Here is a 22,322-nt window from a genome sequence, read left to right as displayed (position 1 = left end):
TCGCACCGTTGCTGAACAATTTAAAGTTAATTCACAAGTTGTAATTATTCGTCTTCTTGAAATGAATCGGATTAGTGAAGAATTATATAATAATCTAAAGAATGATAAGAGGTTGATTATTAAATCAAAAGAAAAATTTGATCCTGAACTCCCACCAAGTTTATCTAGAGGACAAAAAGAAAGATTAACACAAGTGATTCGTCATGGTCTTTCTTGGTATTTTATTGAGTTATGTACAGAAGCATATAGGCAAGGAGGAATAACTTACCACAGATTATTAAAAATGTTGTTATTACCATTAGAGCAAGGATACGAAATATTAAATGATTTTAGAACATTTTTAAAGGTGGTTGCGCTGTGAAATTTAACATTGCTATTGATACCTGTGCGATTATTCACTTGATGTATATTAAGCGCTTCTATCTTCTTAAAGAACTTGGTTATTCTGTTTTAACCACTATCTATGTACAATTAGAATTTGAAAAAGGACATTTTAATAGCAAGGAATATTTTTTCAACTTGCTTAATAAAGGTGAAATTTACTGTTATCCTTTGGAGATTGATGACCTAGTTGAAATGGCAAATATTCCTCAATCAAGACAAGCAAGTGATGCAGAACTCTCTTGTTTTGTACTAGCAAAACGTCTTGGAGGGAAGGCTATGACTGATGATGGAAATGCTATTGATTATATTCAACGTTATTTTTCAATGCCCCCAGAAAGTGTAATTACTTTGTTTGATGTTTTGTTTGAAGCATATTTAACTTATTGGTTATTAGATCATGAGCTTCGATCTATACAGTCAACCCTGGGAGACAAAAAATTTAACTTTCAATACGAAGATTTAGCAAGCGAGTGTGCAAGAAGACGGTTGATGATAAAAGCTTGATGTTTAACAGCCAAATAAGCTGACAGCCAGCTTGTAAGTTGGGTCGAACAAAGTGACATTTAACATTACTCATTTTCAGAATTCAATTTAATTTGCTGTGAACCATGTACCACAGCTAGTACTTCAATTTGTTCAGGTTTAATATTAATAAATAATTCTATATGAACCTTCAATCACTTCTCTGATTTGCTCAGTTTCAAACTCGGATACAATTCGACCTGACAAAGGAAAATTCGTAATTTGTTCAGAACGTCTAGTTATACGGTCAACTATCCTCACTGCATATTGTGGAGAAGTTTGGGCAATATAAGTATAAATTGCAGAGAAATTTTCTACTGCTGTTTCTGTCCAGTAAACTTTCACTCTGGTATTGCAAACTTTTTCCGCACTTCTTGTACAGAAATCACATTACTAGCTTTGCTATCTGCTAGGCCAGCTTCAACAGTTTGCCGAACATAAATTTGATACATCAAATCATCCCATGTGGAATTCTCTGGCAATCTATCAATTAATTTATGGGCTTCTTCTTTAATGTTGAGATTTTTCATTACTTGCTAAGTAAATATTTTTTCATCCATTTGAATATATTGTAGATGCAAAAAATCTAGTTAGATTTTATAACAACATTTATCCAACGGAGARGGGGAGATTCGAACTCCCGGAACCTTTCGGTTCATCCGATTTCAAGTCGGACGCAATCGACCACTCTGCCASCTCTCCAATAAACTGTCGAGCTAGTAGCTAACCACATTTATTGGTTAGCACCAAAGCTGACAGATCATACTATATCTTATCACTAGGCAGGTTGCACTACTGAAGGCGATCGCTGGTACAAAATTTCCTCTGAAGCCACTTGGAAATCATTGCCTACCCAAACTAAGGAAGCTTGCGTGACTACACCCGCCTCTAAAGAAACTAAGGAAAAATTACGCAACTTCTGTCCGTCATTCTCCACAATCCTTGGCACAGTGGCTGCATTTAAGTAAATAATCCCCTCTGGACTTTTAAAAATACGCTTTCGCAGCACCTTGGTGTGCCTTAAAGCATGGTGCATATGACCGAATGTCACCAGGGGAATATTTTTCCCAGCTGCGATCGTCCGAGAAATCGCCTCACCAAAATCTGGGTCGCCAAAGTCGCCGCCAATTGGATGCCAATCTTTGCCGCAGGGGTCTTCTGGCCGATCGCCTAATCCACTAGGCCCGTTATGACCGAGAAAAATAATCGTCTGGTAAGCGGCGCTTTTCACTGCTTTGACGATGCGATCGGCAGATTCTTCCAAATCTGTGACACCGTAACGTTGTTTACAGATTTCCGCAAATTTCCATTCCGGGCCACCCCAAGTAAAGGGACGACCCCCGACTACAGTTAATTCCCAAGCCGGAAAATCCAATTTGCCGTAACCAACATGGGCAGGCCCTAATAAATCGAGTTGTTCCTGTACCCAATCTTCCTGGGAGCGATCGTAGGGACACTTTTTACGTCCCCATTCGGTGGCACTATACCAAGCATCGTGGTTGCCCATTACTGCTGCTTTGGGAATATCAACAGAAGCGATCGCTTTTACCACTTCTACGGACTCGTTGCCAAAATCGCCAACAAACAGCACTAAATCAACACCCAGATGCTTAAGTGCAATGCCATCTTCTAGTTCCCATTGGTCGTGAACATCTCCAACTACAGCAATTTTGAGGGTTTTCGAATGAGTTTTCTGACTGGTCATGCCACTTTCCTTGCCGCCTATCTCCAGGATAGGAAACTCAGCCCGATTTGGACATAATCTATAGAAAATCAACTGCCCACTATTTTTGGTAAAAACTACTATAATTAATCAACAAGATAAAAAATTGCAATTTAGAGCAACCCCTAACTGTGTTTACGACTGCACTAGCTCAACGAGAAAAAACCCAACCGGGCGAACTACCATTGGATTTGTTTACTGCGATTGAGAGTCTAAAAAAAGAACTTAACGCAGTGATTCTGGCACATTACTATCAAGAGCCAGATATACAAGATATTGCAGACTTTATTGGCGATTCATTACAACTAGCGAAAGCAGCTCAAAACACCAGTGCAGATGTGATCGTCTTTGCTGGTGTTCACTTCATGGCAGAAACAGCAAAAATACTTAATCCCGATAAATTAGTACTTTTACCAGATTTGAATGCTGGTTGTTCTTTAGCAGATAGTTGTCCGCCTGAAACATTTGCAGCTTTTAAGGCGGCGCATCCAGACCATTTGGTGGTATCTTACATCAACTGCTCTGCTGAGATAAAGGCAATGAGCGATATTATTTGCACTAGTTCTAATGCTGTGAAGATAGTGCAGCAAATACCCAAAGAGCAACCGATTATTTTTGCGCCAGATCGGAATTTGGGGCGCTATGTCATGGAACAGACTGGGCGAGATTTGCTGCTGTGGCAAGGTAGCTGTATTGTTCATGAAACCTTTTCTGAAAAGAAAATTGTCGAGTTAAAAATTGCCCACCCACAAGCAGAGGCGATCGCCCACCCAGAATGTGAAACTAGTGTGTTGCGCCATGCCAGCTTTATTGGTTCTACAGCAGCTTTACTCAAACACTGTCAAAACAGCAACGCCAAAGAATTTATCGTCGCAACTGAGCCTGGGATTATTCACCAAATGCAAAAACTAGCTCCCCAAAAGCGCTTTATTCCGGCTCCACCGATGAATAACTGTGCTTGCAACGAGTGTCCATTTATGCGGTTAAATACCCTAGAAAAACTCTATTGGGCAATGAAAAATCGCACTCCCGAAATCACCATGTCAGAAGATATTCGCCTTGCTGCACTGCGACCAATGCAACGAATGCTCGAGATGAGTGTGTAATTAGGGACTGACAAATAAAAAAATATCCCATTGCTTTTAGGGCAGGGGGCTCTTAGCAGTAGGGAGAGAAAGTCGTTTTGATGGGCGTGATAATTGGATAATTTATTTCTTGGAAGTCCCTTAGAACAAATTTGTCCAACTAACTTGTAGAGACGCAACTTTCTTGCGTCTTTACCAATTTATTTTTTATAAGCACTTGAATTCTATAAAATCTAATGCTATTATTTAAAATCGTGAGACAAATGGGTCGGTGTCCGAGTGGTTAATGGRGACGGACTGTAAATCCGTTGGCTAGCGCCTACGCTGGTTCAAATCCAGCCCGGCCCACCACTTACGAAGCAGAAAGTTATAATGTCTGGGTGATAGAAAAACTGCCCAGCATTGTAACTCAAAAAGAAAAAATATCTTTTGCCCGTGTGGCTCAGTGGTAGAGCACACCCTTGGTAAGGGTGAGGTCACGAGTTCAATCCTCGTCACGGGCTTTATGTTTTAAATTTGAAATTGCTGATTGATAATTTATGACTATTGATTGTGAACGGTAAGATATTTTTTATTGGAAGTTCATAATATTAAGCCCCATAGTTTGAGATGTGTTTGGTCTTAACTAATTAATTGAATTGATACTCCCCACTCTAAAGAGACGGGGATTCTGATTTTACTCTAGATACTTGCGCTAACAAGTTTTCACCAATTAGCGTAGAGGTTGTTAGTCCATTAGCGTTACTTCGGGACTGCCCATCCCTAGCTTTTGCAAGATTCAACATATTAATAGCTGCATTAATATCTCTGTCTAACTCACATCCACAGCTACAAACGTGTGTGCGAGTCGATAGAGATTTTTTTACAATCGCATTGCAGCTACTACACTTTTGACTTGTATAGTGAGGTGCTACAGCAATAGCTTGTTTACCAAATTTACTAGTAAAATACTCTAGCCATTGTCGAAACAATGACCAGCTAACATCACTAATTGATTTAGCCAAATAATGATTTTTAAGCAGATTACGCACTTATAGATTTTCATAGGCTACTAAGTCATTAGACTTGTTTAAGTTACGTGCTAGTCTCTTAGCGTGTTCATTTCTTTGCCTACTTATTATTAAATGCTTTCTAGAATATCTAGAACGTGCTGTTTTTCTACCTGTAGAACCTTTAACTTTTTTGTAAATTAATTTTTGAGCGTGTTTAACTGACTTTTCAGCTTTTTTAAAAAACCTAGGATTGGGTTCTTGATACCCATTTGAAGCAGTATAAAAGCTTTCTATTCCAACATCTAGACCTATTTGATTACCTGTTGCTGGATGAACGTCTAAAATCTTATTGAAGAATTAAGAAATCAGAATTCAGTAGTAAAGTTGGAGATAATCCGCCGAGGCATGAAAATCAAGCAGTAGGTTAAAGAGACTCACTATCTAGAAGCATCACAAAATCGGAGATTTATAGGGGGTCTTAAACCCGTCAATTCATCCGCAAGTTATACATAATTCATGCTCAATTCTGACTTTTGAGTCCACATATTGCTGTTTGTATAATCTTTCGGCTCACAACCCAGAAACCTGTCATCCTGATTTCGGATGAATTAGCACTTGAATGATTCCAACCTTTAATTAACTTAAAGATAGAGCGATAGAGTTCGTCTAATTCGATACAATTTATAGGCAGAGAGAGCCAAGGAGAACAAGGTGGTCTTATTAAAAGGCTTTGAGATTGAAATGTATACCGGCACACCTCAAGGTGAAATCGTTGGTCTCTCGGATAAGATTGTTGCAGCTTTGGATGGATTTGTTCGAGAGCCAGATAGCCGCAACGTGGAATACATCACTCAGCCATCAACCAGATACGAGAATTTATTATGTGCCCTACTGCGTCCGAGACGGATGTTGCGAAATTACCTCAATCAGTTGGGCAATTACACTTTGATACCCGGGAGTACTCTGTCTTTGGGTGGAAGTGATCGCTTTATGCGTTCTGATCCAACTAACACATATCATGACTACATTGAGCAAACCTATGGTACCAAAGTAGTTACTGCTAGCGTACATATCAATATAGGCATTAGCGACCCAGAAATATTAATGCGGGCATGTCGGGTGATTCGTTTAGAAGCACCTTTATTTTTAGCCCTAAGTGCCTCATCTCCCTTCTTAGATGGCAAAACAACTGGTTATCACTCCACGCGCTGGGGTTTGTTCCCGCAAACCCCTAGCCATGTGCCGTTATTTGCCAGTCACGCCCATCATATCCAGTGGGTGGAAAATCAACTAGCTGCTGGGACAATGCAAAATGTGCGCCATTTATGGGTATCGGTGCGACCAAATGGCGATCGCCGTCCCTATGACTTAAATCGGCTAGAACTGAGAATTTGCGATTTAGTCACAGATCCTATTTCCTTACTAGCCATTACCGCCTTATTAGAAGCGCGTTTGTTACAAATAATCGAAAATCCCAGCATCGATCCATTAACCCAAAGTACTTTTTCTGCCGAAGAACTCATCACTTTGACTGCTGATAACGAGATTGCTGCTGCGACTACTAGTCTTGATGCTCAGCTAACCCATTGGCAAGATGGCAGAAGCATCACAGCCAGAGATTGGATTAATGAAATTTACCACGACATTTGGGCGATCGCTAAAAAACAAGGCTTTAGCTGTTTCCTTTCACCTTTGCACAAAATCCTCCGCGAAGGTAATGAAGCTCAACAGTGGTTGCAGTTACATGCAGTCGGTGTTGACAGCCAACGCGTCATTACCCAAGTTATTACTGCTACTCAAGAACGGGAAATCGAACTCGAAAATAAATTGTGCTCATCTATGCTGTATTAGCCCAAGAAGCTACAGTCTAGAGGGGTAGAGAAGGATGAGGGAGTGTGGGGAGATGATAAAAAAGTTTCCTGCACTCTATATTTTGCTGATGACTAATTGTCTTCAAACAAAAGGTAGATTTTTGTAGAGACAATACTCAGTTCAAAAGACACAACTAACTACCTCGTCTATATAAAACTTAATATTTCCTGATTTTCGCCTAGTATGGTCTCAGACAATATTCTGAGATGATCTGGGCTTCGTTTTAAATATCTAATCGATGGTGAATGCTTGATTATTATTAAGAAAACCTATGAATAGCTTCTACCTTTTGGTAGATTTTACATGAGCTATAGATTATTTTATACAATACGTAAATTATACGGACAATGCCTCAGGTAGTTTTAGTTAGCCCGCAAATTCCTCCTAATACAGGTAACATTGCTCGTACTTGTGCAGCTACAGATACAGAGTTACATTTAGTGGGCCCTTTAGGGTTTGAAATTAGCGATCGCTACCTCAAAAGAGCTGGCTTAGATTATTGGCCTTATGTCAAGCTGCACTATCACGAATCGTTAGAAGCCTTTAAAAACGTACATCATGAGCGCGGAGGCAGATGGTTGGGTTATAGCGTTGGCGGAAATATTAATTATGTCAGCTTTCAGTTTCAAGCCGATGATTGGTTGCTATTTGGTAGTGAAACTACTGGCTTACCACCAACAGTTCTGTCAGATTGTGATGCTACTCTGTATATTCCGATGAGCCAACCTGGGGTTCGCAGCTTGAATCTGTCAGTGAGTGTGGCAATCGGTTTATTTGAAACCCGTCGTCAGTTAGGCTATTTACAATAGTTGTTTAGTTAAATTATTATAAGTAGATATACTTAAGTTTTTTGCCAGACCAATCAGATGAATGATTTGGGATAGCAAAAATTTGTGAAGTCAGATAAAAATCATGTTAAAAAATACACCTAATAATATGTTTTTGAGCAAATTGTAGTGGAAGATACTTACAAGAGGGACCAGGTTATTATAAGAAATTTGTATATTAAATCTGGGATAATGCCAAATTTGAATGATAGATTTTGATGAATTTGCAGCATTCCATGGTTGGAAGACAAAAGGGTTAAAACTCAGTCAATTAGAGCATTTGAGCTATTTTGACTCTGATGACCCTGAGATTACTCTCCAAACTAGCCGATAGTTAATACGGTTGTTTTTTAGGGAATAATCAACGTAAAGTCTCGTGTTAGGAATACGGATTATGTAGAAATTTCTTGAAGATATCTACAGTAGGGGCCATCGCTTTTCCAGAAGTCGCAGCAATTTAATTCTCGGTAGCGGCTATGGACTTGACAAACTATTTGCCATTAGCGCGATTGACGCAAGACAGGCTCGCTAATGTCAAAAAGGAAAACGTCCTAAATGGTGGGTGTGAGGAGTGGTTAAGACAAGTAAACATCGCAAGTTTTAAATTTTGTTAAAACATGTGAACTTGTCTAAATCAGAGAAGCAGGTTAATCTTGCGTAAGCATCTCTGGTGAATGCGATCTCGATCTATCGTTCGTTGCGATCTAAATCATTGACTGGTATCCAACTGAAAAATCGAGGTCAGTTAAGCGCTAGCGATCGTTAAGGAGGTCGTGTTTGAAACGAGCATTGAAAAAGAGAGTAAAAGCTGTGTTGAAAAATAACCCCAGCAGCGATGATGCCCCGGTAGAACAGCTAAATCAGATGAATCCAAAAGTTGACCGTCGGGTGCGGACAAAAGCCGCCATGATTGGCCTGGCAATCTCTATGGGAGCAACCAGTCTTTTGGTGACTCGACAAAGCGATCAAGCCCAAGCAGCGGTACCTGTAGGCAGCCAAAAGGCAACCTCAACTATTCCTGCTGTTCGTGATACTGAGATGAAATTCGCCCCCACCAAGCCGGAGTCCCAAGCAGTCTCATTACCGAGCGTGCTAGAAAATCCTGTGATCGTGGAACCAACAGCAGTTTCACAGTTGCCAGGGTTTGAGGCTAAATGGCAAGTTGCCGCCAGTAGAACGTCTTTGCAATTTCCTGCATCACAAACCTTTTCCCAAGCAACACCAGTTGATAAAAATGTCACTGAATCGAAGCCCCAGGTGGCAGAGGGGTTGAACAAAACTTTAGCTGAGACTAGTTTCCCAACAGTCAACAAGCTATCTGATCCTAGTGCTGAAGGTGTTTATGACAGTACAAACCTGTTGCCCTCCGTCGTACCACAAACAGTGGCAACATCTGGGACAGCAAACACTGAAATAAATGCACAACTTAAGGCGCAACAAGAGTTTGCCCTCAATCGCTTACAAGAAAAATCAAATCGTTTAAGAAACAGTCTGGCACAATTGCGCTCTGGGGAGAGCAAAAATTTATCAGAAATTGGTATTGGCAATACTGTAGTTGAGAAGACAGTATTAGCACAGTTAGCGACTTCTAGCGATGCTAGCAAAGCCAAGCTGAGATCGAGATTAAAGCAGAAGACACAGAGCAATGGAGTGGCATCAGCTAAACCAACAACATTGATTGCGTCCTCGACTAAAGCAGCCTACGAAGTCAAGCCAGGAGATACGCTAGCTGCGATCGCTAGCAAATACAATACATCAGTATCAGAATTAGTTAAGGTAAATAACCTTAGTAATCCCAATCAACTGCAAATTAGTCAAAAACTGATTATTCCAGTAGCTCAAACTCAGGCAACTGTAGCAATAAAACCCAGTTTTGTAGACTCAATTAATACTCCCAAAGCCACCTCTTCTGTGAGCATTGGTAGTGCTAACTCATATTTACCTAGTTCACCGCCAACTATTGCTGACAACAGTAGCGTTACTGTCCCTACACCAGTAATTGCGAACAATCAGATTCAAGTAAATAGTGCAACTGACTTACAAACAGCTCCTATTACTCCTAGAGCTTATGGCGTGGGTGGTGAAATTCCAGTACCAACAGCTTTTGCCGAAATCCAGCAACCTAAAAAACCAACAAATAGGGTAGCAAGGGTAAGCAATAACAATAATGACCGTTTGCGGGGCTTACAAGCAGAAATCCAGAGGTTACAGCAGAAATATCGTGCTCAACAGTCTGGCAATTTAGTAATGTCAGCCACAACTACTCAAACTGATAGTGCTGCAACACTGACTCCTGTTTCTATCCCCAATAATATTACTGTACGTAAGTCGGTGTCTCAAGCGAGTAACGTCGCCATTCCAATTGCGGTTCCGACACCTATTAGAGCTAATTATAACGCTCAACTAATTAAGCCTCAATTGCGTGCGACTGTACCTGCTGACGAACCAATAAATCCAGAGTTCTTACCAAATTTAGGAACTGCTAGTCAGTGGACTCCTCCTCGCAATCCATCTGGCATAAAAGTTGCAACACCTTTAAGAGGTGTAAATGCTTCGGATTCCTTAGGAAAGATGCGGGGAACCACAGTTTCTCCACAGGCAATACCACCTTTAGCAGCAGTAGATCAATATCTGCCCAGAGCAATTGATGAAACTACACCTCCTCCGTCTACTTCAACCTTAGCTTATATCTGGCCGACAAAGGGCACTCTCACTTCTGGCTTTGGTATGCGCTGGGGAAGACCGCACAAGGGGATTGATATTGCTAACTCTACTGGTACGCCAGTTACGGCTTCAGCTGAAGGTACGGTAGAAAAAGCTGGCTGGAACAGCGGCGGCTACGGTAATGTTGTCGATATTCGCCATCCGGATGGCAGCCTGACTCGCTATGCTCATAACAGCAAGGTTCTGGTGCAACCTGGTCAGCAGGTGAATCAGGGAGAAACAATTGCTCTAATGGGTAGCACTGGTCACAGTACTGGTCCACACAGCCACTTTGAAATTCATCCATCAGGCAAGGGTGCTGTTAACCCAATAGCTTTCCTACCAGCACGTCTGTAATTCTTGGCTATCTGTAACTAAATCATTGCCTTTTTATTTGAGGGAGTTTATCTCCCTCTTTTGCTTTTTATTTAAAAACTGCTTTATTAGTACATTAATACTATCTAGTGTCTTAATAAATGCGAGTTCGATAGATTCTGAAAAACCGCTCGCCAAGCGTCTATCCGTTTCGGGTAGACGCTTAAAAATTCTATTCTTTGTACCAAGTTGGAGATTTTTTGTCCCAACCTTACAAGGGTTAAGGTTTGAAGTCACTGGTGGTCGTAATAACATCTTTAATGTCAACGACCTTACAGGAACCGGAGTTGATGCAGTACAGTTTACTGATGATCCTGGCAAGACTTGCTTGATGGTAGTGGCACATAAAATTTACCTGACTACAGATGGCTTGTAACTATACACCCATTTGTGAAAATCATTATTGAGCGTCATTTGCTGCTGCTGTGTATGGTTAGAAGATGTAAAGTCGTCGTAGTAGCGTATCTCACCCACAGCACTACGAGCCTGGATGAGTTTTGTGCGCTCAATACGGCGCTGTTCATAGCTAGTTAAGGCTGCTTCAATAGTAGCTGAGTCGGAAAAACACTCAGCCAGTTCGTAGGCATCTTCAAAAGTAGTATTAGCTCCTTGTCCCATTGCAGGTGCCATTGGATGGGCAGCATCACCTAATAGACTAACTCTGGCTTGGCTCCAGTGGGTTAAAGGTGGACGATCGCAAATTGGCCCTTCCCAAATTTGCTCGGCTGGTGTCGCTTCCACCACTGCTCGAAAGGATTTGTCCCAATCGGCTAATTCTTGAAGAATGCGAGATTTGACCTCATCGGCGTTTTGAGAAAGAGAGTAATCCGGCGAAAACTTGCGACTAATCCAACTGGTATAGCCACCTCCCACATTCAGAATGTACATGAACTGTTTATCACCTTTGACGAAAACGAGTTGATAGTCATTAAAAAGCTCGTGGTGATACTCGATTACGGCACGCCAGCACATACTACCAATATAATTAGGCTGACCCTCGCCAAATAAAGTTTCTCTGATGACAGAGTTGACACCATCAGCCCCAATTAGCAAATCTGCATGTACTGGTTTTTGACCATCAAAATACACTTCCACACCGTTTTCATCTTGGTGAAAGCCGATGCAGCGATGATTCAGGTGAATAATCTCAGATGGCAATCTGGATGCCAAGACTTGCTGCAAACGATACCACCAAACAGTCAATAATGGCTGTCCGTATTGCTCTAAATATTTAGTTTGATTAGTGCGGATTGTTTCTCCCTGAATATTCTTTAAAACCGTGTGGTTAACTTCGCATCCTGAGCTTTTAAGGGTTTCGACTATTCCCGGTACGATCGCATTTAAAGCATTTAGGCCATTAGGAGCTAGTCCTAGTCCAGTTCCAGCCGGACGAAATTGTTGTGCCCTCTCGTACACTTGAACGTCAACACCCTGACTTTTGAGTGCAATGGCAGTAGCCAAACCACCTGGGCCAGCACCGATGATCGCAACTTTCTTTATTATCGGTTTAGATAATTTCTGAGTTAGATTTTTGTTCATATATTATTAAGTCAGAATTCAAAATTTAAAATATCCCCACCGATAAGTCTGGTGCTGTGCAAGCTTCACGTTTGAGCCAGACCTACAGTCGTTAATTCTGACTCTTGAGTATTTTTTAGTCAATCTTCCTGAAGAATCAACCTTGAATTAGTGTTTTAGCAGGTTGTCATCAACCCTGCGGTTACAGGTGGTAAGAAAAACTGACATTTGAAGATTTTTCCCATACGTGCGTCGTTTCAGCAGTAAATTCCCCAACTTCGACTTTCATTACTCAAAAAGCCTAATATTTAGCTACAAAATTTGGTGTAATATGTTTGTGTTCCAAAAAGGTTATAAATAGGAGTTTGTATGAAATTGAAGCCGGCTTTCATATAAGCTAATCTGCTTTTAAATTGCATGATTTTTTGCCTCAGAAAGACACTTTGATGTAAATTGATTGATTATTAGTTTACTATATATAATTGACAAGCAAAAATCTAAAATCTAAAATTCTGTAATTATGTAATTATTAGTATTTGGATAAAAAATGGAAGAAAATTCATTAGCTGTAATCACTTCAAACTCTCTTAGCCAGGAATTGAAAATATTGAGTTCACAGGAAGCAGAGTTATCATTGAATGTGAATAATGTATCTTACTCACTCAAGCTAGAACCTCGTGTGACTTTACTTGATGCTTTACGGGAAAAGCTGGGTTTGATGGGTACTAAAAAAGCTTGCGATCGCGGTGAATGTGGTGCATGTACTGTATTAGTTAATAATCGGCGAATTAATTCCTGTATGACTTTAGCTGTAATGCACGTTGGGGCTGCAATTACTACCATTGAGGGATTAGCAGCAGATGACAAACTCCACCCTCTACAAACAGCTTTTATTACTCACGATGCTTTTCAATGTGGATACTGCACATCTGGACAAATTGTATCTGCTGTAGGGATGATATTGGAAGAAATACCAAAATCGGAAGCAGAAATTCGCGAAAAAATGAGTGGCAACCTTTGTCGCTGTGGAGCGTATCCTAATATTATTGCCGCGATTCAAGATGTCCTAGAGGAAAGGGAAGATGCAGCCATTTAGTTATGCTAAAGTTACTTCTCAAGAAGTTGCGATCGCTACAATTGAGGAAGATAAAAATGCGGCATTTATTGCAGGTGGAACTGATTTATTGGGATTGATGAAGGATGGGGTACAACTAGCGAATACATTAATAGATATTAATAGTTTACCCCTAGCAGATATTGAATTAAAAAGTAATGGAATTCGTATCGGTGCAATTTCCCGAATGAGCGATGTAGCTTTTCATCCCCAAGTTAAAGAGTGTTATCCAGTAATTAGTCAGGCTTTGCTCCAAAGTGCTTCCCCACAGCTGCGAAATATGGCAACTGTGGCTGGTAATTTATTGCAACGAGTCCGTTGTGGGTACTTTCGCGACCCGGTTTTTCCTTGTAATAAACGCATTCCAGGTATAGGTTGTGCCGCAATTACAGGTCACAATCGGATGCACGCAATTTTTGGAGGTAGCAAAGATTGTATTGCCGTTCATCCATCAGATTTAGCTGTAGCTTTGACTGCATTAGATGCGATCATTTGCATTCAAAGTGCAGAAAAAACACGGCGAATTTCAATTCATGGTTTTTATCTATTACCAGATGAAACACCAGAAAAAGAAACTTTATTAGAACCGGGAGAATTAATAGTCGCTATTGAAATTCCCGATTTTGCATATAAATCTCATTATTTAAAAGTTAGAGATAGAGCTAGTTATGAATTCGCTCTGGTTTCCGTAGCTATTGCTTTAGAAATAGAAGAAAATATTATCAAATCAGCACGCATTGCTTTTGGAGGAGTAGCGCCTAAACCTTGGCGTGGATGGGAAGTTGAGGAATTCCTCAAAGGAAAAGCAATTAATCCAACTACATTTGCGACCGCCGCCGAACTTGCGATCAAAGAAGCGAAACCGCAAACACATAATGAATTCAAAATTGAATTAGTCAAACGCGTTTTAATCCGCGCCCTCTCAGTTGTGGCAGAAAAATTATGAATAAAATTATTGGTAAACCAGTAGATCGCGTTGATGGTAAGGTGAAAGTAACGGGACAAGCAGCATATACAGCCGATGTGCCCATAGAGAATTTGACTTATGGCGTGATTTTTCAAAGTGCGATCACCAGTGGGAAAATTATTGAAATAGACACATCAAAAGCTGCGGCAGCCCCTGGTGTAGTAGATATCATTACTTATGACCAGACACCATCTTTAGTTAAAGTACCATCCTTTTCTCGCCCCCAAACTCAACCAAGCGAGAAAGATGACAACATCTACTATAATGGTCAACACCTGGGGATTGTAATTGCCCAAACTTTAGAACAAGCCCAAACCGCCGCTGCTTTAGTCAAAGTTATCTTTGAAGAAGCACCGCCAACAATGACAATGGCACAGGCAGAAATATTTGAGCCAGAAACAATATATTTTGGCATGATGCCAGGTAAAATCACTAGAGGCAATATCGAAGCTGGCAAAGCAGAAGCAGATATTCTTGTGGAACAAGTTTATTCCACGCCAATGGAACATCATAATCCCCTAGAACCTTCTGGAACCATAGCGATATGGGAGGGGGATAATTTGACATTGTATGAAACTACCCAAGGGGTTTCTGCAACCCAGCGAAACATCGCATCTGTTTTAAACATTCCTCAACAAAATGTCCGCGTCATCTCCAAATATTTAGGCGGAGGATTTGGTTGTAAAGCACTGCTTAGGTCTCATACTATTCTCTGTGCGATCGCTGCCAAACGAGTCAAGCGACCGGTGAAAGTTGTATTAACGCGATCGCAAATGTACACTAGCTGCGGCTACCGTTCCCAAACTCACCAGCATTTAACACTAGGTGCAACCAAGCAAGGGAAGCTAACCCTGATCGATCACATTGGTACATCTTTAACTTCCTTGTTTGATGACTTTGTGGAACCCGTGGGTACAGCCACAACAATGATGTACGCCTGTGAGAATTTGCAAATCAAATATCGTTTGGCACGTATCAACGCTGGGACGCCAACCTTTATGCGCGGCCCCGGAGAAGCAACAGGGATGTTTGCCCTAGAATCAGCAATCGATGAACTCGCCTTTGCCTTAAATATTGACCCCATTGAACTGAGACTGAAAAATCATGCAGATGTCGATCCCCATACAGGATTGCCTTGGTCGAGTAAATCCCTCAAACAATGTTACCAAAAAGGGGCAGAGATTTTTGGCTGGTCAAAACGCAACCCAGTTCCTTGTTCGATGCAAGAAGGTGATTTTTTGATTGGTTGGGGAATGGCAAGTGCGACATTTCCCAGCAACTCTGGTTCAGCATCAGTGAAAGTGGAAATTTTTGCCACTGGAGAGGTAAAAGTCCAAACTGGTACTCAAGACATCGGTACAGGAACTTATACAGTAATGACTCAAGTAGCTGCTGAGGTATTAGGCTTACCAGTGCAGTTTGAACTAGGTGATAGTAATTTTCCTCAAGCCCCGATTACCGGCAATTCAATTACAGTCGGCAGTGTTTCTCCGGCAGTGCATAAAGCAGCCAGTGCCGCACGAGGTAGAATAATTGAAATGGCGATCGCTGATCTAAATTCCCCTGTTTATGGATCTCAAGTAGAAGATATTACAGTCGAGTCAGGGCAAATATTCTTAAAACAAAACCCATCCCAGCGAGATATCTACAGCGATATTCTGCGCCGTCAGGGGTTAGAAAGTCTAGAAGTTACAGAACAAACCTCACCCAATCCAGAGAGTAAAAACTATGCCAAACACTCTTTTGGTGCCATCTTTGTGGAAGTCGCCGTTGATGAACTTTTAGGAGAAATTAAAGTCAGACGTTGCGTAGGCGTTTATGATGCAGGACGAATTCTCAACTTGAAGACAGCACGCAGTCAAGTTGTTGGTGGGATTACTTGGGGAATCGGCATGGCATTGATGGAAAAAACCGTAATGGATGCTAATCAAGGCAGAATAGTTGGTGCCAATCTTTCAGACTACTTGATTCCCGTTCATGCAGATATTCCAAATATGGAAGTGCAATTTGTTGAAGAACAAGATTCTTATGTGAATGCACTAGGAACTAAGAGCCTGGGAGAACTTCCCATCGTTGGCGTAGCTGCTGCCATATCTAATGCAGTTTATCATGCCACAGGTAAACGAATTCGTGACCTGCCAATTACACCAGATAAGTTGTTGTAATATTAAGTCCAGCTAAGTTAGTTATAATTTCTGAATTTATGTAGATAAGCAATAGAAACCCCTCCCCAAAGTATTGCGAGGGTGCGCGACAGCGCGGGTGAGGTATTTTATATGCCTTACCAACTTGAAATCTAATATAAATTCTAAAAAGAAACTACCAGAAAAAATCAAGATAATCTGTAAAAAATAATCATAGTTGCTCATATTATATCCGGTTAAACACTTATTAGTGCGTACTCATTTGGAGAACCCGTAGAGTACGAAGTGAAGCAATCACAAGACCTCTATGATTAGGCTAGTAAACTTCAATTACCCGATTACCTTTTATGACAACTCAGTTTTCATGGACTAAGCAGTGGTATCCAATTAGTCCGTTAAGCTATTTGGATATTTATAATCTCACCCCGGTCACTATTCTAGGGAAAAAGTTAGTGATTTGGAGAGACAAAAATCAAAAATGGATAGTAATGAATGATGTTTGTCCTCACAAGTTGGCGCGGCTATCTATGGGAAGTATCACTGAAGATGGAACCGTGATGTGTAGACATCATGGTTGGTGTTTTGATGGGGACGGAAAATGCACTCTTATTCCCATGTTGGCTGGTAATGAAGCAGAAATAACTGCTTGCAATAGTTTAAGATCGAGAATTACTACATATCCCACACAAATAATCCAAGGATTACTTTGGGTCTGGCCAGATGATAGTTCTACAGCCTTTGAAGATTGTAATTTCAAGCAACCTGCTACCATACCTGAGTGCGAACTAGATATATCTTCCACGCCCTGGCACATGACAGAAGTTCCAGTTGGATATACGGTGTCTGTTGAAAGTACCTTTGACCCTTCTCATGCAGAATTTCTTCATCAAGGAATAGGTTTATTTTCACCTCAAACAGCTCTGCCTATGAAAGATTTTGAAGCTATTGGAGAAATATCGGCTGAAGGAGGTTTTACTCTTAAACATCAAGGTTACAATCTTTTCAACATGGATATGGAAGCTATGCGGAAGTTTACTCCACCTTGCTGTAACACTACAATATACCGCTATCCTAACGGGAAAACTAATTTATTTCAGTTGTATTTTGTACCCGTACAACCAGGGGTTTGTAGGTACATTGGCAAGTTTATTTCTGATGTAAATTCCCTAAAAAAGAACTTTTTATTTGAGATTCTGCCCAAGGATTTACAAACTGGATTACAGCACTTATCTACATACAAGTTAAATGATCAAGATTTATCAGCTATGTACTCCCAAGAAGTAAATCAGTCATCATTAGACAAAAAATGGCAACGGGCATACTTTATGCCTTCTCCTGCTGATATAGGCATTATAACTTTTAGAAAATGGCTAGATGAATTTGCTGGAGGTAATCCTGCATGGCAAGGGTGTGTAGAAGGGAGTGTAAAACAATTAAATGATGAACAACTATACGATCGATGGCATAGACATACAAAGCATTGTCCTAGTTGTCGCAATTCTATGATTTTTATTGAAAAAGTCCGAAATTTTTGTAATATTTGCAGTCTAATATTTACGCTTTTAACATTGGTCTTTATCTTAGTAAGTTTTCCTCTGAAACTGGTACTGATATCAACAATTATTGGAGTCTTGAGTTCTTTGTTATCCTATATGTCAGACGAGAGCAGGCAACTTTTTATTAGCAGTATTCCAAAAAGAGGTTTACCTTTGGTCAAACTTTATGGAAACAAAGCAAAGAAGTGAAATAAAGTGTCTTATTATAGTTTGAGTAAATGTTGAAGGTATTTGAATGATTGCTACCAAAACACTTCTATATCGAAATTCAAGACTTGATTTTATGCGACCTTCTTGTTCTGTATTGGTTTGACAGATCTTTTGCAAAAGTTACTTAGGTAAATTTGGTTTAGGGGAAATCAAGCTTGTAATTGTAGAGAGCGGTATTCTCCAAAGGCGGAGCGTCTCCACCTGCACTCGAATATTCTAGTGTGATTAACAATTGGTCTTCCAAGCTTGATTTACCTAGTCGTCCTATTTTTTGTTTCAGCTGATTGTGCGATCGCACTATCTCTAACATCTCGTTAAAAGTCTCTGTAAGTACACTACACAAGCGTTTAAAATCTTCTGATTTCAGGCTCTTTACCTGGAAATTAGGTCATTTATGCTACCCAACTCTAACCTACTTGTCCCACGCATCTAGGACTTTTGCAAGAGGTCTATTGAATAGAATTGTTGTTATAAAAACTTGGGTATCTTTACTGTCAATTTACAGTCAAGAAAATACAGAGTAAATAACTGTTAGAAAATAATGTGGTTTTAACTACGTTATTGAGTTGAATTAGTAAGATAAACTTGTCGAATGAATTTCATCAATGTACGGAATATTATTTAGTAACAAAAAAGGATAACCAATGAGTAGAGAAGTAGTCAAAGTAATTTTATGGGAACAAAATCAAAAAGATTTTCTAAAAAAGTTCTATGATTTACAATTTGTTCCCAGAATAGGTGAGGAAATTTACCTAAAAAAGGAGAAATGGAAAGTAATTAAAGTTGAACATGATTTAGAAGTAAATGAGATTAATATCTCCATAGAATTAATCAAAAAAGTGAAGCAGGATAAACCATCTAATTTATAGATATAGCAGGAGGTAGGGGGCAGTTCTTGCTGAAGGCAGGAGGTAAAAACATTACTCTTGCTGACATTCACGCTTGTTATTATGTCCTAACCTATATAACTACAGCTATAAAATTGACGTTAGACACGAGAATCACGTCTTTGCACTCTATAATTTTGTCAAAAAACTTAGCCTAACTGTGTTGACACAGCTAGCTGTACTACCCTATGGGAAATCTATATTTATCAAGATTTTCGTAAACTGGTATCAGTCTTAACGAAAAGTCTTCGAGCAAACCTGATATGACTTCTAAATATTACTGTATTTAAAAGTCATATCAAAGTTTATATTTCTACTTCTAAACGCTAGTTTTTATTTTTCAAACTCCCAACTTCACACCCCGAATCGAATAATCCAGCAATTCCATCGGGTGAATAACTGAAATCTTCTTTCCCTGCAACTGCAAATGCTTAGTAATTTGCAAAGTACACCCCGGATTAGCAGAAGCAATTAATTCAGCACCAGTATTCAACAAATTCTCTACTTTTTGCTGACCTAATTCCTCAGAAACCTCTGGTTGCAACATATTATAAACCCCAGCACTGCCACAACACAAAGCCGCATCTATGGGTTCTCTCAACTTCACCCCTGGAATTTGCCGCAACAACTGACGCGGTTGCACGCTAATTTTTTGTCCATGCAATAAATGACAAGCATCTTGATAAACTAAATTCAGAGTTTTATCAGTTAACGGTGAAAGTTTCGCTGTTAATCCAACAGTTGCTAAAAACTCTTGAGCATCTTTCACCTTAGCTGCAAAATCCTTTGCCTTTTCTCGATATTCTGAGTCATCTTCTAAAATATGACCATACTCTTTTAAAGTATGACCACAACCAGCAGCATTAATAATTACAAAATCTACATCACTCTTAGCAAAACTATCAATCATCTGCCTTGCTAAAGCCTTTGCCTGTTCTGTTTGTCCTTGGTGTTCAGGAAGCGCCGCACAACAACCTTGAGATTTGGGAATAACGACTTCACAACCATTCGCCGTTAAAACACGCACTGTCGCTTCATTTACTGGAGAGAAAAATAATCGTTGTACGCATCCCAAAATTACCCCAACCCGGTAGCGCTTTTCACCTTTAGCACGAATCACAGTAGGCAAATTATCTTGAAAAGATTTGAGAGTAATTTCTGGCAGAACAGATTCCATTGCTGCCAAACGAGGAGATATTTTCTTGAGTATACCTGTAACCCGGACTAACTTACTAAAACCCAACTTTTGATAAGCTAATAACGGCACTAATAAAACCCGTAAAAGATGAGGATAAGGAAACAGAGAAAATATTAATTGACGAAATAACTTATCTGGTAAACTGCGGGGATAATTGCGTTCAACTTGGTGACGAGTTGCCGAAATCAACTTATCATACTGTACGCCAGAAGGACAAGTAGTCACACAAGCAAGACAGCCCAAACAAGAATCAAAATGTTCTACTGTTGCCGTATTGAGAGGAATTTTACCTTCATTAATTGCATCCATTAAATAGACACGTCCTCTAGGAGAATCCATCTCCTTACCCAATACCCGATAACTCGGACAAGTCGAAAGACAAAATCCACAATGAACACAACTATCAATCAGCTTTGGTTCAGGTGGGTGATTAACATCAAACCCCTGCAAATTATTTAAACTAGCCGGATGATTAATAGAATTTTCTGAAACTTGCATAATTATTTTTTCTCCCCTCTTCTTTTGTGTTCTCGGTGGTAGCCGATGGCAAGCCTCTGTCTACGTTTTCTGCCAATTAAATCCCACCCACAAACCGACCAGGACTTAAAATATTCTTACTATCAAACTGTTCCTTAATACGACGCATCAACGGCAAACCATTGCCCGTATAACCCCAAACATCTATTTGTTCTTTAACCGCCACTGGTGCTTCCAGAATTGTTAAAAAACCACTATGAGCTTGAGTGCGTAAGCGCAGCCCGCCGTAGGCATCGCTTCCACCGGAGCGTAGCCCATCGCGCATTTGCAAAACCTGATTTTTATCCTCTAATTGTAACAAACCCAAACCACTACTAAGATGAATTAGACCCAACTCCACCTTAGATAAAATCTCTACCGCAGCAGTAGGTAACACTCCTATTTTGCAAGTAATTACAGATTCTTTAACAGGATAATGTATTCGTTGTTGCAATCTTTTCCATAAATTAGCTTCATCGCTATCTATATAAATTGTCCCAACCAAACTCAACTTTTGCCCTACTTCCAAAACTCGGTTTGACTGTTCCTTAACACTTTCACTAATACTTTGAAAGCGCGCAATTAAGCCCAACCCTTCACCCAAACCTAAGCTAGACACCAATTTAGTTGATAGCAAATCAGCCTGGACTGGTGTTAACGCCGAACCTCGCAAAGTATCAGCTGCTTGAGATACAGCCTCAACTTTCCCAGTCAGTACCACCGTTGCCGATGCCTCTTGTAACGGGTAGAGTCGAAAAGTTACTTGACTAATAACTCCTAATGTGCCGTAAGACCCAGTAAACAACTTCATCAAATCATATCCGGCAACATTTTTGACTACTCTTCCCCCAGCTTTGGCGATTTCTCCGTCAGCACGCACAAAAGTAATACCTAGTAACTGGTCGCGCACACTACCATAGCGTTGTCGAAGAGAACCTGTATCACCCGTGGCGACGATACCGCCGATAGTTGCTGATTGTGGCGCTGTAGGGTCAAGGGCGAGAAATTGCCGTGAGTTTGCCAAAAGTGCTTCCAGCTTTGAAAACTTCATCCCAGCTTCGACAGTGACAGTCAAATCACCCACAGCGTGTTCAATCAATCGGTTGATGCGTTCTGTACTGACTACAACATCAACGCCTTTGGCTAAACCACCCCAAGAGAGTTTACTACCACTACCACAGGGGAGGACGCGCCAACTGTTTTTAGCAGCTGTGGCGATGACTGCGGCTAGCTGTTCTTGGGTATGGGGATAAACGATACAACTAGGAAGCTTTCCAGGAACTATGGCCTGTTGAATACCTTTTTGCTGAGCTAGTTCGATATTTTGCCAAAGGCAAACAGCATTTTCTTCGCCAACGATAGATGTAAGAGCAGAAGCGCAGACGCCTTGCGGCTTGTCGTTAGACATCGCTTTCATTAAGTTTATTTTTTTACGCCCTACATTTAATTTACTGGGTAAGCTGACCAAAAAAGTGCATTGTCATTAATAGATGGTGGCTAATTCAATAGCGAGTTTCTCTTCATACGTCTTTTTATCGGCGCTGGAGATTTAATCTCTTAGCTTGACTTAAAATAGAGTATACAGCAAATATCAGGTTTATTAGATATGCAACCTCACTCTCAAAGTTAAGCATAGAGCTTGTTTTACTTTCGAGTTCTGACGTTTGGACAAGTATCTCACCTCGAGCGAACCAATGTCCTATTCAACGAGCTTGCTGGCAATACACTC

20 protein-coding genes and 3 tRNA genes are annotated in these 22,322 nt (G+C 40.4%); 13 read left to right on the top strand and 10 right to left on the bottom strand.

What is annotated here, in order from left to right:
- The first annotated feature begins 61 nt into the window (after nucleotides 1-61).
- Both FCR06_RS33580 and FCR06_RS15675 read left to right on the top strand, forming a co-directional pair.
- Nucleotides 62-361, top strand: coding sequence for a hypothetical protein (locus FCR06_RS33580; protein WP_223280156.1), 300 nt, complete (start codon nucleotides 62-64; stop codon nucleotides 359-361).
- Complete coding sequence (locus tag FCR06_RS15675; protein ID WP_138501226.1) at nucleotides 358-888, top strand: hypothetical protein; 531 nt, start codon at nucleotides 358-360, stop codon at nucleotides 886-888. The genes FCR06_RS33580 and FCR06_RS15675 overlap by 4 nt, the downstream gene beginning before the upstream one ends.
- Before the next feature lie 144 nt (nucleotides 889-1,032).
- On the opposite strand, the gene FCR06_RS15670 is transcribed toward FCR06_RS15675, so the two are convergent.
- The 4 genes from FCR06_RS15670 to FCR06_RS15655 form a co-directional block, all read right to left on the bottom strand.
- Nucleotides 1,033-1,251 (bottom strand): type II toxin-antitoxin system RelE/ParE family toxin, encoded by a 219-nt coding sequence (locus FCR06_RS15670; RefSeq protein WP_223280155.1) that lies wholly within the window; start codon nucleotides 1,249-1,251, stop codon nucleotides 1,033-1,035.
- On the bottom strand, nucleotides 1,248-1,436 hold the full coding sequence (locus tag FCR06_RS15665; protein ID WP_138501225.1) for a hypothetical protein: 189 nt from the start codon (nucleotides 1,434-1,436) through the stop codon (nucleotides 1,248-1,250). The genes FCR06_RS15670 and FCR06_RS15665 overlap by 4 nt, the downstream gene beginning before the upstream one ends.
- 87 nt (nucleotides 1,437-1,523) lie before the next feature.
- Nucleotides 1,524-1,608: transfer RNA gene (locus FCR06_RS15660), tRNA-Ser, on the bottom strand.
- Between the two features lie 76 nt (nucleotides 1,609-1,684).
- Nucleotides 1,685-2,611: a TIGR04168 family protein gene (locus FCR06_RS15655; protein WP_138501223.1), complete on the bottom strand. Its 927-nt coding sequence runs from the start codon at nucleotides 2,609-2,611 to the stop codon at nucleotides 1,685-1,687.
- Between the two features lie 149 nt (nucleotides 2,612-2,760).
- Between FCR06_RS15655 and nadA the strand changes: the two genes are divergently transcribed.
- From nadA to FCR06_RS15640, 3 genes are all read left to right on the top strand, one after another.
- Entirely contained in the window at nucleotides 2,761-3,735 is a 975-nt protein-coding gene (gene nadA, locus FCR06_RS15650) for a quinolinate synthase NadA (RefSeq protein WP_138501221.1), read from the top strand.
- Between the two features lie 244 nt (nucleotides 3,736-3,979).
- Nucleotides 3,980-4,065: transfer RNA gene (locus tag FCR06_RS15645), tRNA-Tyr, on the top strand.
- Nucleotides 4,066-4,145: 80 nt separating this feature from the next.
- Nucleotides 4,146-4,217 (top strand) — tRNA-Thr (locus FCR06_RS15640).
- A gap of 150 nt (nucleotides 4,218-4,367) precedes the next feature.
- Here the strand turns inward: FCR06_RS15640 and FCR06_RS15635 are convergent.
- Together FCR06_RS15635 and FCR06_RS15630 are read right to left on the bottom strand one after the other, a co-directional pair.
- Complete coding sequence (locus FCR06_RS15635; RefSeq protein WP_223280154.1) at nucleotides 4,368-4,745, bottom strand: RNA-guided endonuclease InsQ/TnpB family protein; 378 nt, start codon at nucleotides 4,743-4,745, stop codon at nucleotides 4,368-4,370.
- The gene (locus FCR06_RS15630) at nucleotides 4,746-5,000 is read right to left on the bottom strand and encodes a transposase (protein WP_262984676.1); all 255 of its coding nucleotides are present in this window, start codon (nucleotides 4,998-5,000) and stop codon (nucleotides 4,746-4,748) included.
- 417 nt (nucleotides 5,001-5,417) lie between these two features.
- On the opposite strand from FCR06_RS15630, the gene gshA reads away from it, so the two are divergent.
- From gshA to FCR06_RS15615, 3 genes are all read left to right on the top strand, one after another.
- A complete protein-coding gene (gshA, locus tag FCR06_RS15625) occupies nucleotides 5,418-6,557 on the top strand; it encodes a glutamate--cysteine ligase (RefSeq protein ID WP_138501219.1) in 1,140 nt (379 codons plus the stop codon).
- A gap of 368 nt (nucleotides 6,558-6,925) precedes the next feature.
- Nucleotides 6,926-7,387, top strand: coding sequence for a tRNA (cytidine(34)-2'-O)-methyltransferase (locus FCR06_RS15620; RefSeq protein WP_138501217.1), 462 nt, complete (start codon nucleotides 6,926-6,928; stop codon nucleotides 7,385-7,387).
- A 795-nt stretch (nucleotides 7,388-8,182) separates the two neighbouring features.
- Entirely contained in the window at nucleotides 8,183-10,465 is a 2,283-nt protein-coding gene (locus FCR06_RS15615; protein ID WP_138501215.1) for a peptidoglycan DD-metalloendopeptidase family protein, read from the top strand.
- A 369-nt stretch (nucleotides 10,466-10,834) separates the two neighbouring features.
- On the opposite strand, the gene FCR06_RS15610 is transcribed toward FCR06_RS15615, so the two are convergent.
- Nucleotides 10,835-12,022: an FAD-dependent oxidoreductase gene (locus FCR06_RS15610; protein ID WP_138501213.1), complete on the bottom strand. Its 1,188-nt coding sequence runs from the start codon at nucleotides 12,020-12,022 to the stop codon at nucleotides 10,835-10,837.
- A 526-nt stretch (nucleotides 12,023-12,548) separates the two neighbouring features.
- On the opposite strand from FCR06_RS15610, the gene FCR06_RS15605 reads away from it, so the two are divergent.
- The 4 genes from FCR06_RS15605 to FCR06_RS15590 all read left to right on the top strand — a co-directional run bounded on the left by FCR06_RS15605 (nucleotide 12,549) and on the right by FCR06_RS15590 (nucleotide 17,971).
- Entirely contained in the window at nucleotides 12,549-13,097 is a 549-nt protein-coding gene (locus tag FCR06_RS15605) for a (2Fe-2S)-binding protein (protein WP_138501211.1), read from the top strand.
- Nucleotides 13,084-14,061, top strand: coding sequence for an FAD binding domain-containing protein (locus tag FCR06_RS15600; RefSeq protein ID WP_138501209.1), 978 nt, complete (start codon nucleotides 13,084-13,086; stop codon nucleotides 14,059-14,061). Before FCR06_RS15605 ends, FCR06_RS15600 begins: the two co-directional genes overlap by 14 nt.
- Nucleotides 14,058-16,247 carry a xanthine dehydrogenase family protein molybdopterin-binding subunit gene (locus FCR06_RS15595; RefSeq protein WP_138501207.1) on the top strand — a complete coding sequence of 730 codons (2,190 nt, stop codon included), beginning with the start codon at nucleotides 14,058-14,060 and terminating at the stop codon, nucleotides 16,245-16,247. The genes FCR06_RS15600 and FCR06_RS15595 overlap by 4 nt, the downstream gene beginning before the upstream one ends.
- Before the next feature lie 326 nt (nucleotides 16,248-16,573).
- Nucleotides 16,574-17,971: a Rieske 2Fe-2S domain-containing protein gene (locus FCR06_RS15590; RefSeq protein ID WP_138501205.1), complete on the top strand. Its 1,398-nt coding sequence runs from the start codon at nucleotides 16,574-16,576 to the stop codon at nucleotides 17,969-17,971.
- A gap of 160 nt (nucleotides 17,972-18,131) precedes the next feature.
- On the opposite strand, the gene FCR06_RS32665 is transcribed toward FCR06_RS15590, so the two are convergent.
- Nucleotides 18,132-18,302 carry a hypothetical protein gene (locus FCR06_RS32665; RefSeq protein WP_189523440.1) on the bottom strand — a complete coding sequence of 57 codons (171 nt, stop codon included), beginning with the start codon at nucleotides 18,300-18,302 and terminating at the stop codon, nucleotides 18,132-18,134.
- A gap of 334 nt (nucleotides 18,303-18,636) precedes the next feature.
- Here FCR06_RS32665 and FCR06_RS15585 point away from each other — a divergent pair, with 334 nt between their 5' ends.
- Nucleotides 18,637-18,861 carry a hypothetical protein gene (locus FCR06_RS15585; RefSeq protein ID WP_138501203.1) on the top strand — a complete coding sequence of 75 codons (225 nt, stop codon included), beginning with the start codon at nucleotides 18,637-18,639 and terminating at the stop codon, nucleotides 18,859-18,861.
- A 358-nt stretch (nucleotides 18,862-19,219) separates the two neighbouring features.
- On the opposite strand, the gene FCR06_RS15580 is transcribed toward FCR06_RS15585, so the two are convergent.
- Complete coding sequence (locus FCR06_RS15580) at nucleotides 19,220-20,575, bottom strand: (Fe-S)-binding protein (protein WP_138501201.1); 1,356 nt, start codon at nucleotides 20,573-20,575, stop codon at nucleotides 19,220-19,222.
- 76 nt (nucleotides 20,576-20,651) lie between these two features.
- Nucleotides 20,652-22,010: an FAD-binding oxidoreductase gene (locus FCR06_RS15575; protein ID WP_138501199.1), complete on the bottom strand. Its 1,359-nt coding sequence runs from the start codon at nucleotides 22,008-22,010 to the stop codon at nucleotides 20,652-20,654.
- Nucleotides 22,011-22,322 lie beyond the last annotated feature (312 nt).

This window comes from Nostoc sp. PA-18-2419, assembly GCF_005869855.1.
In the GTDB taxonomy this organism is placed as follows: Bacteria; Cyanobacteriota; Cyanobacteriia; order Cyanobacteriales; family Nostocaceae; genus Nostoc.
Note: the sequence above shows the minus strand (reverse complement) of the source record. Positions and strands in the feature narration are given on the sequence as shown.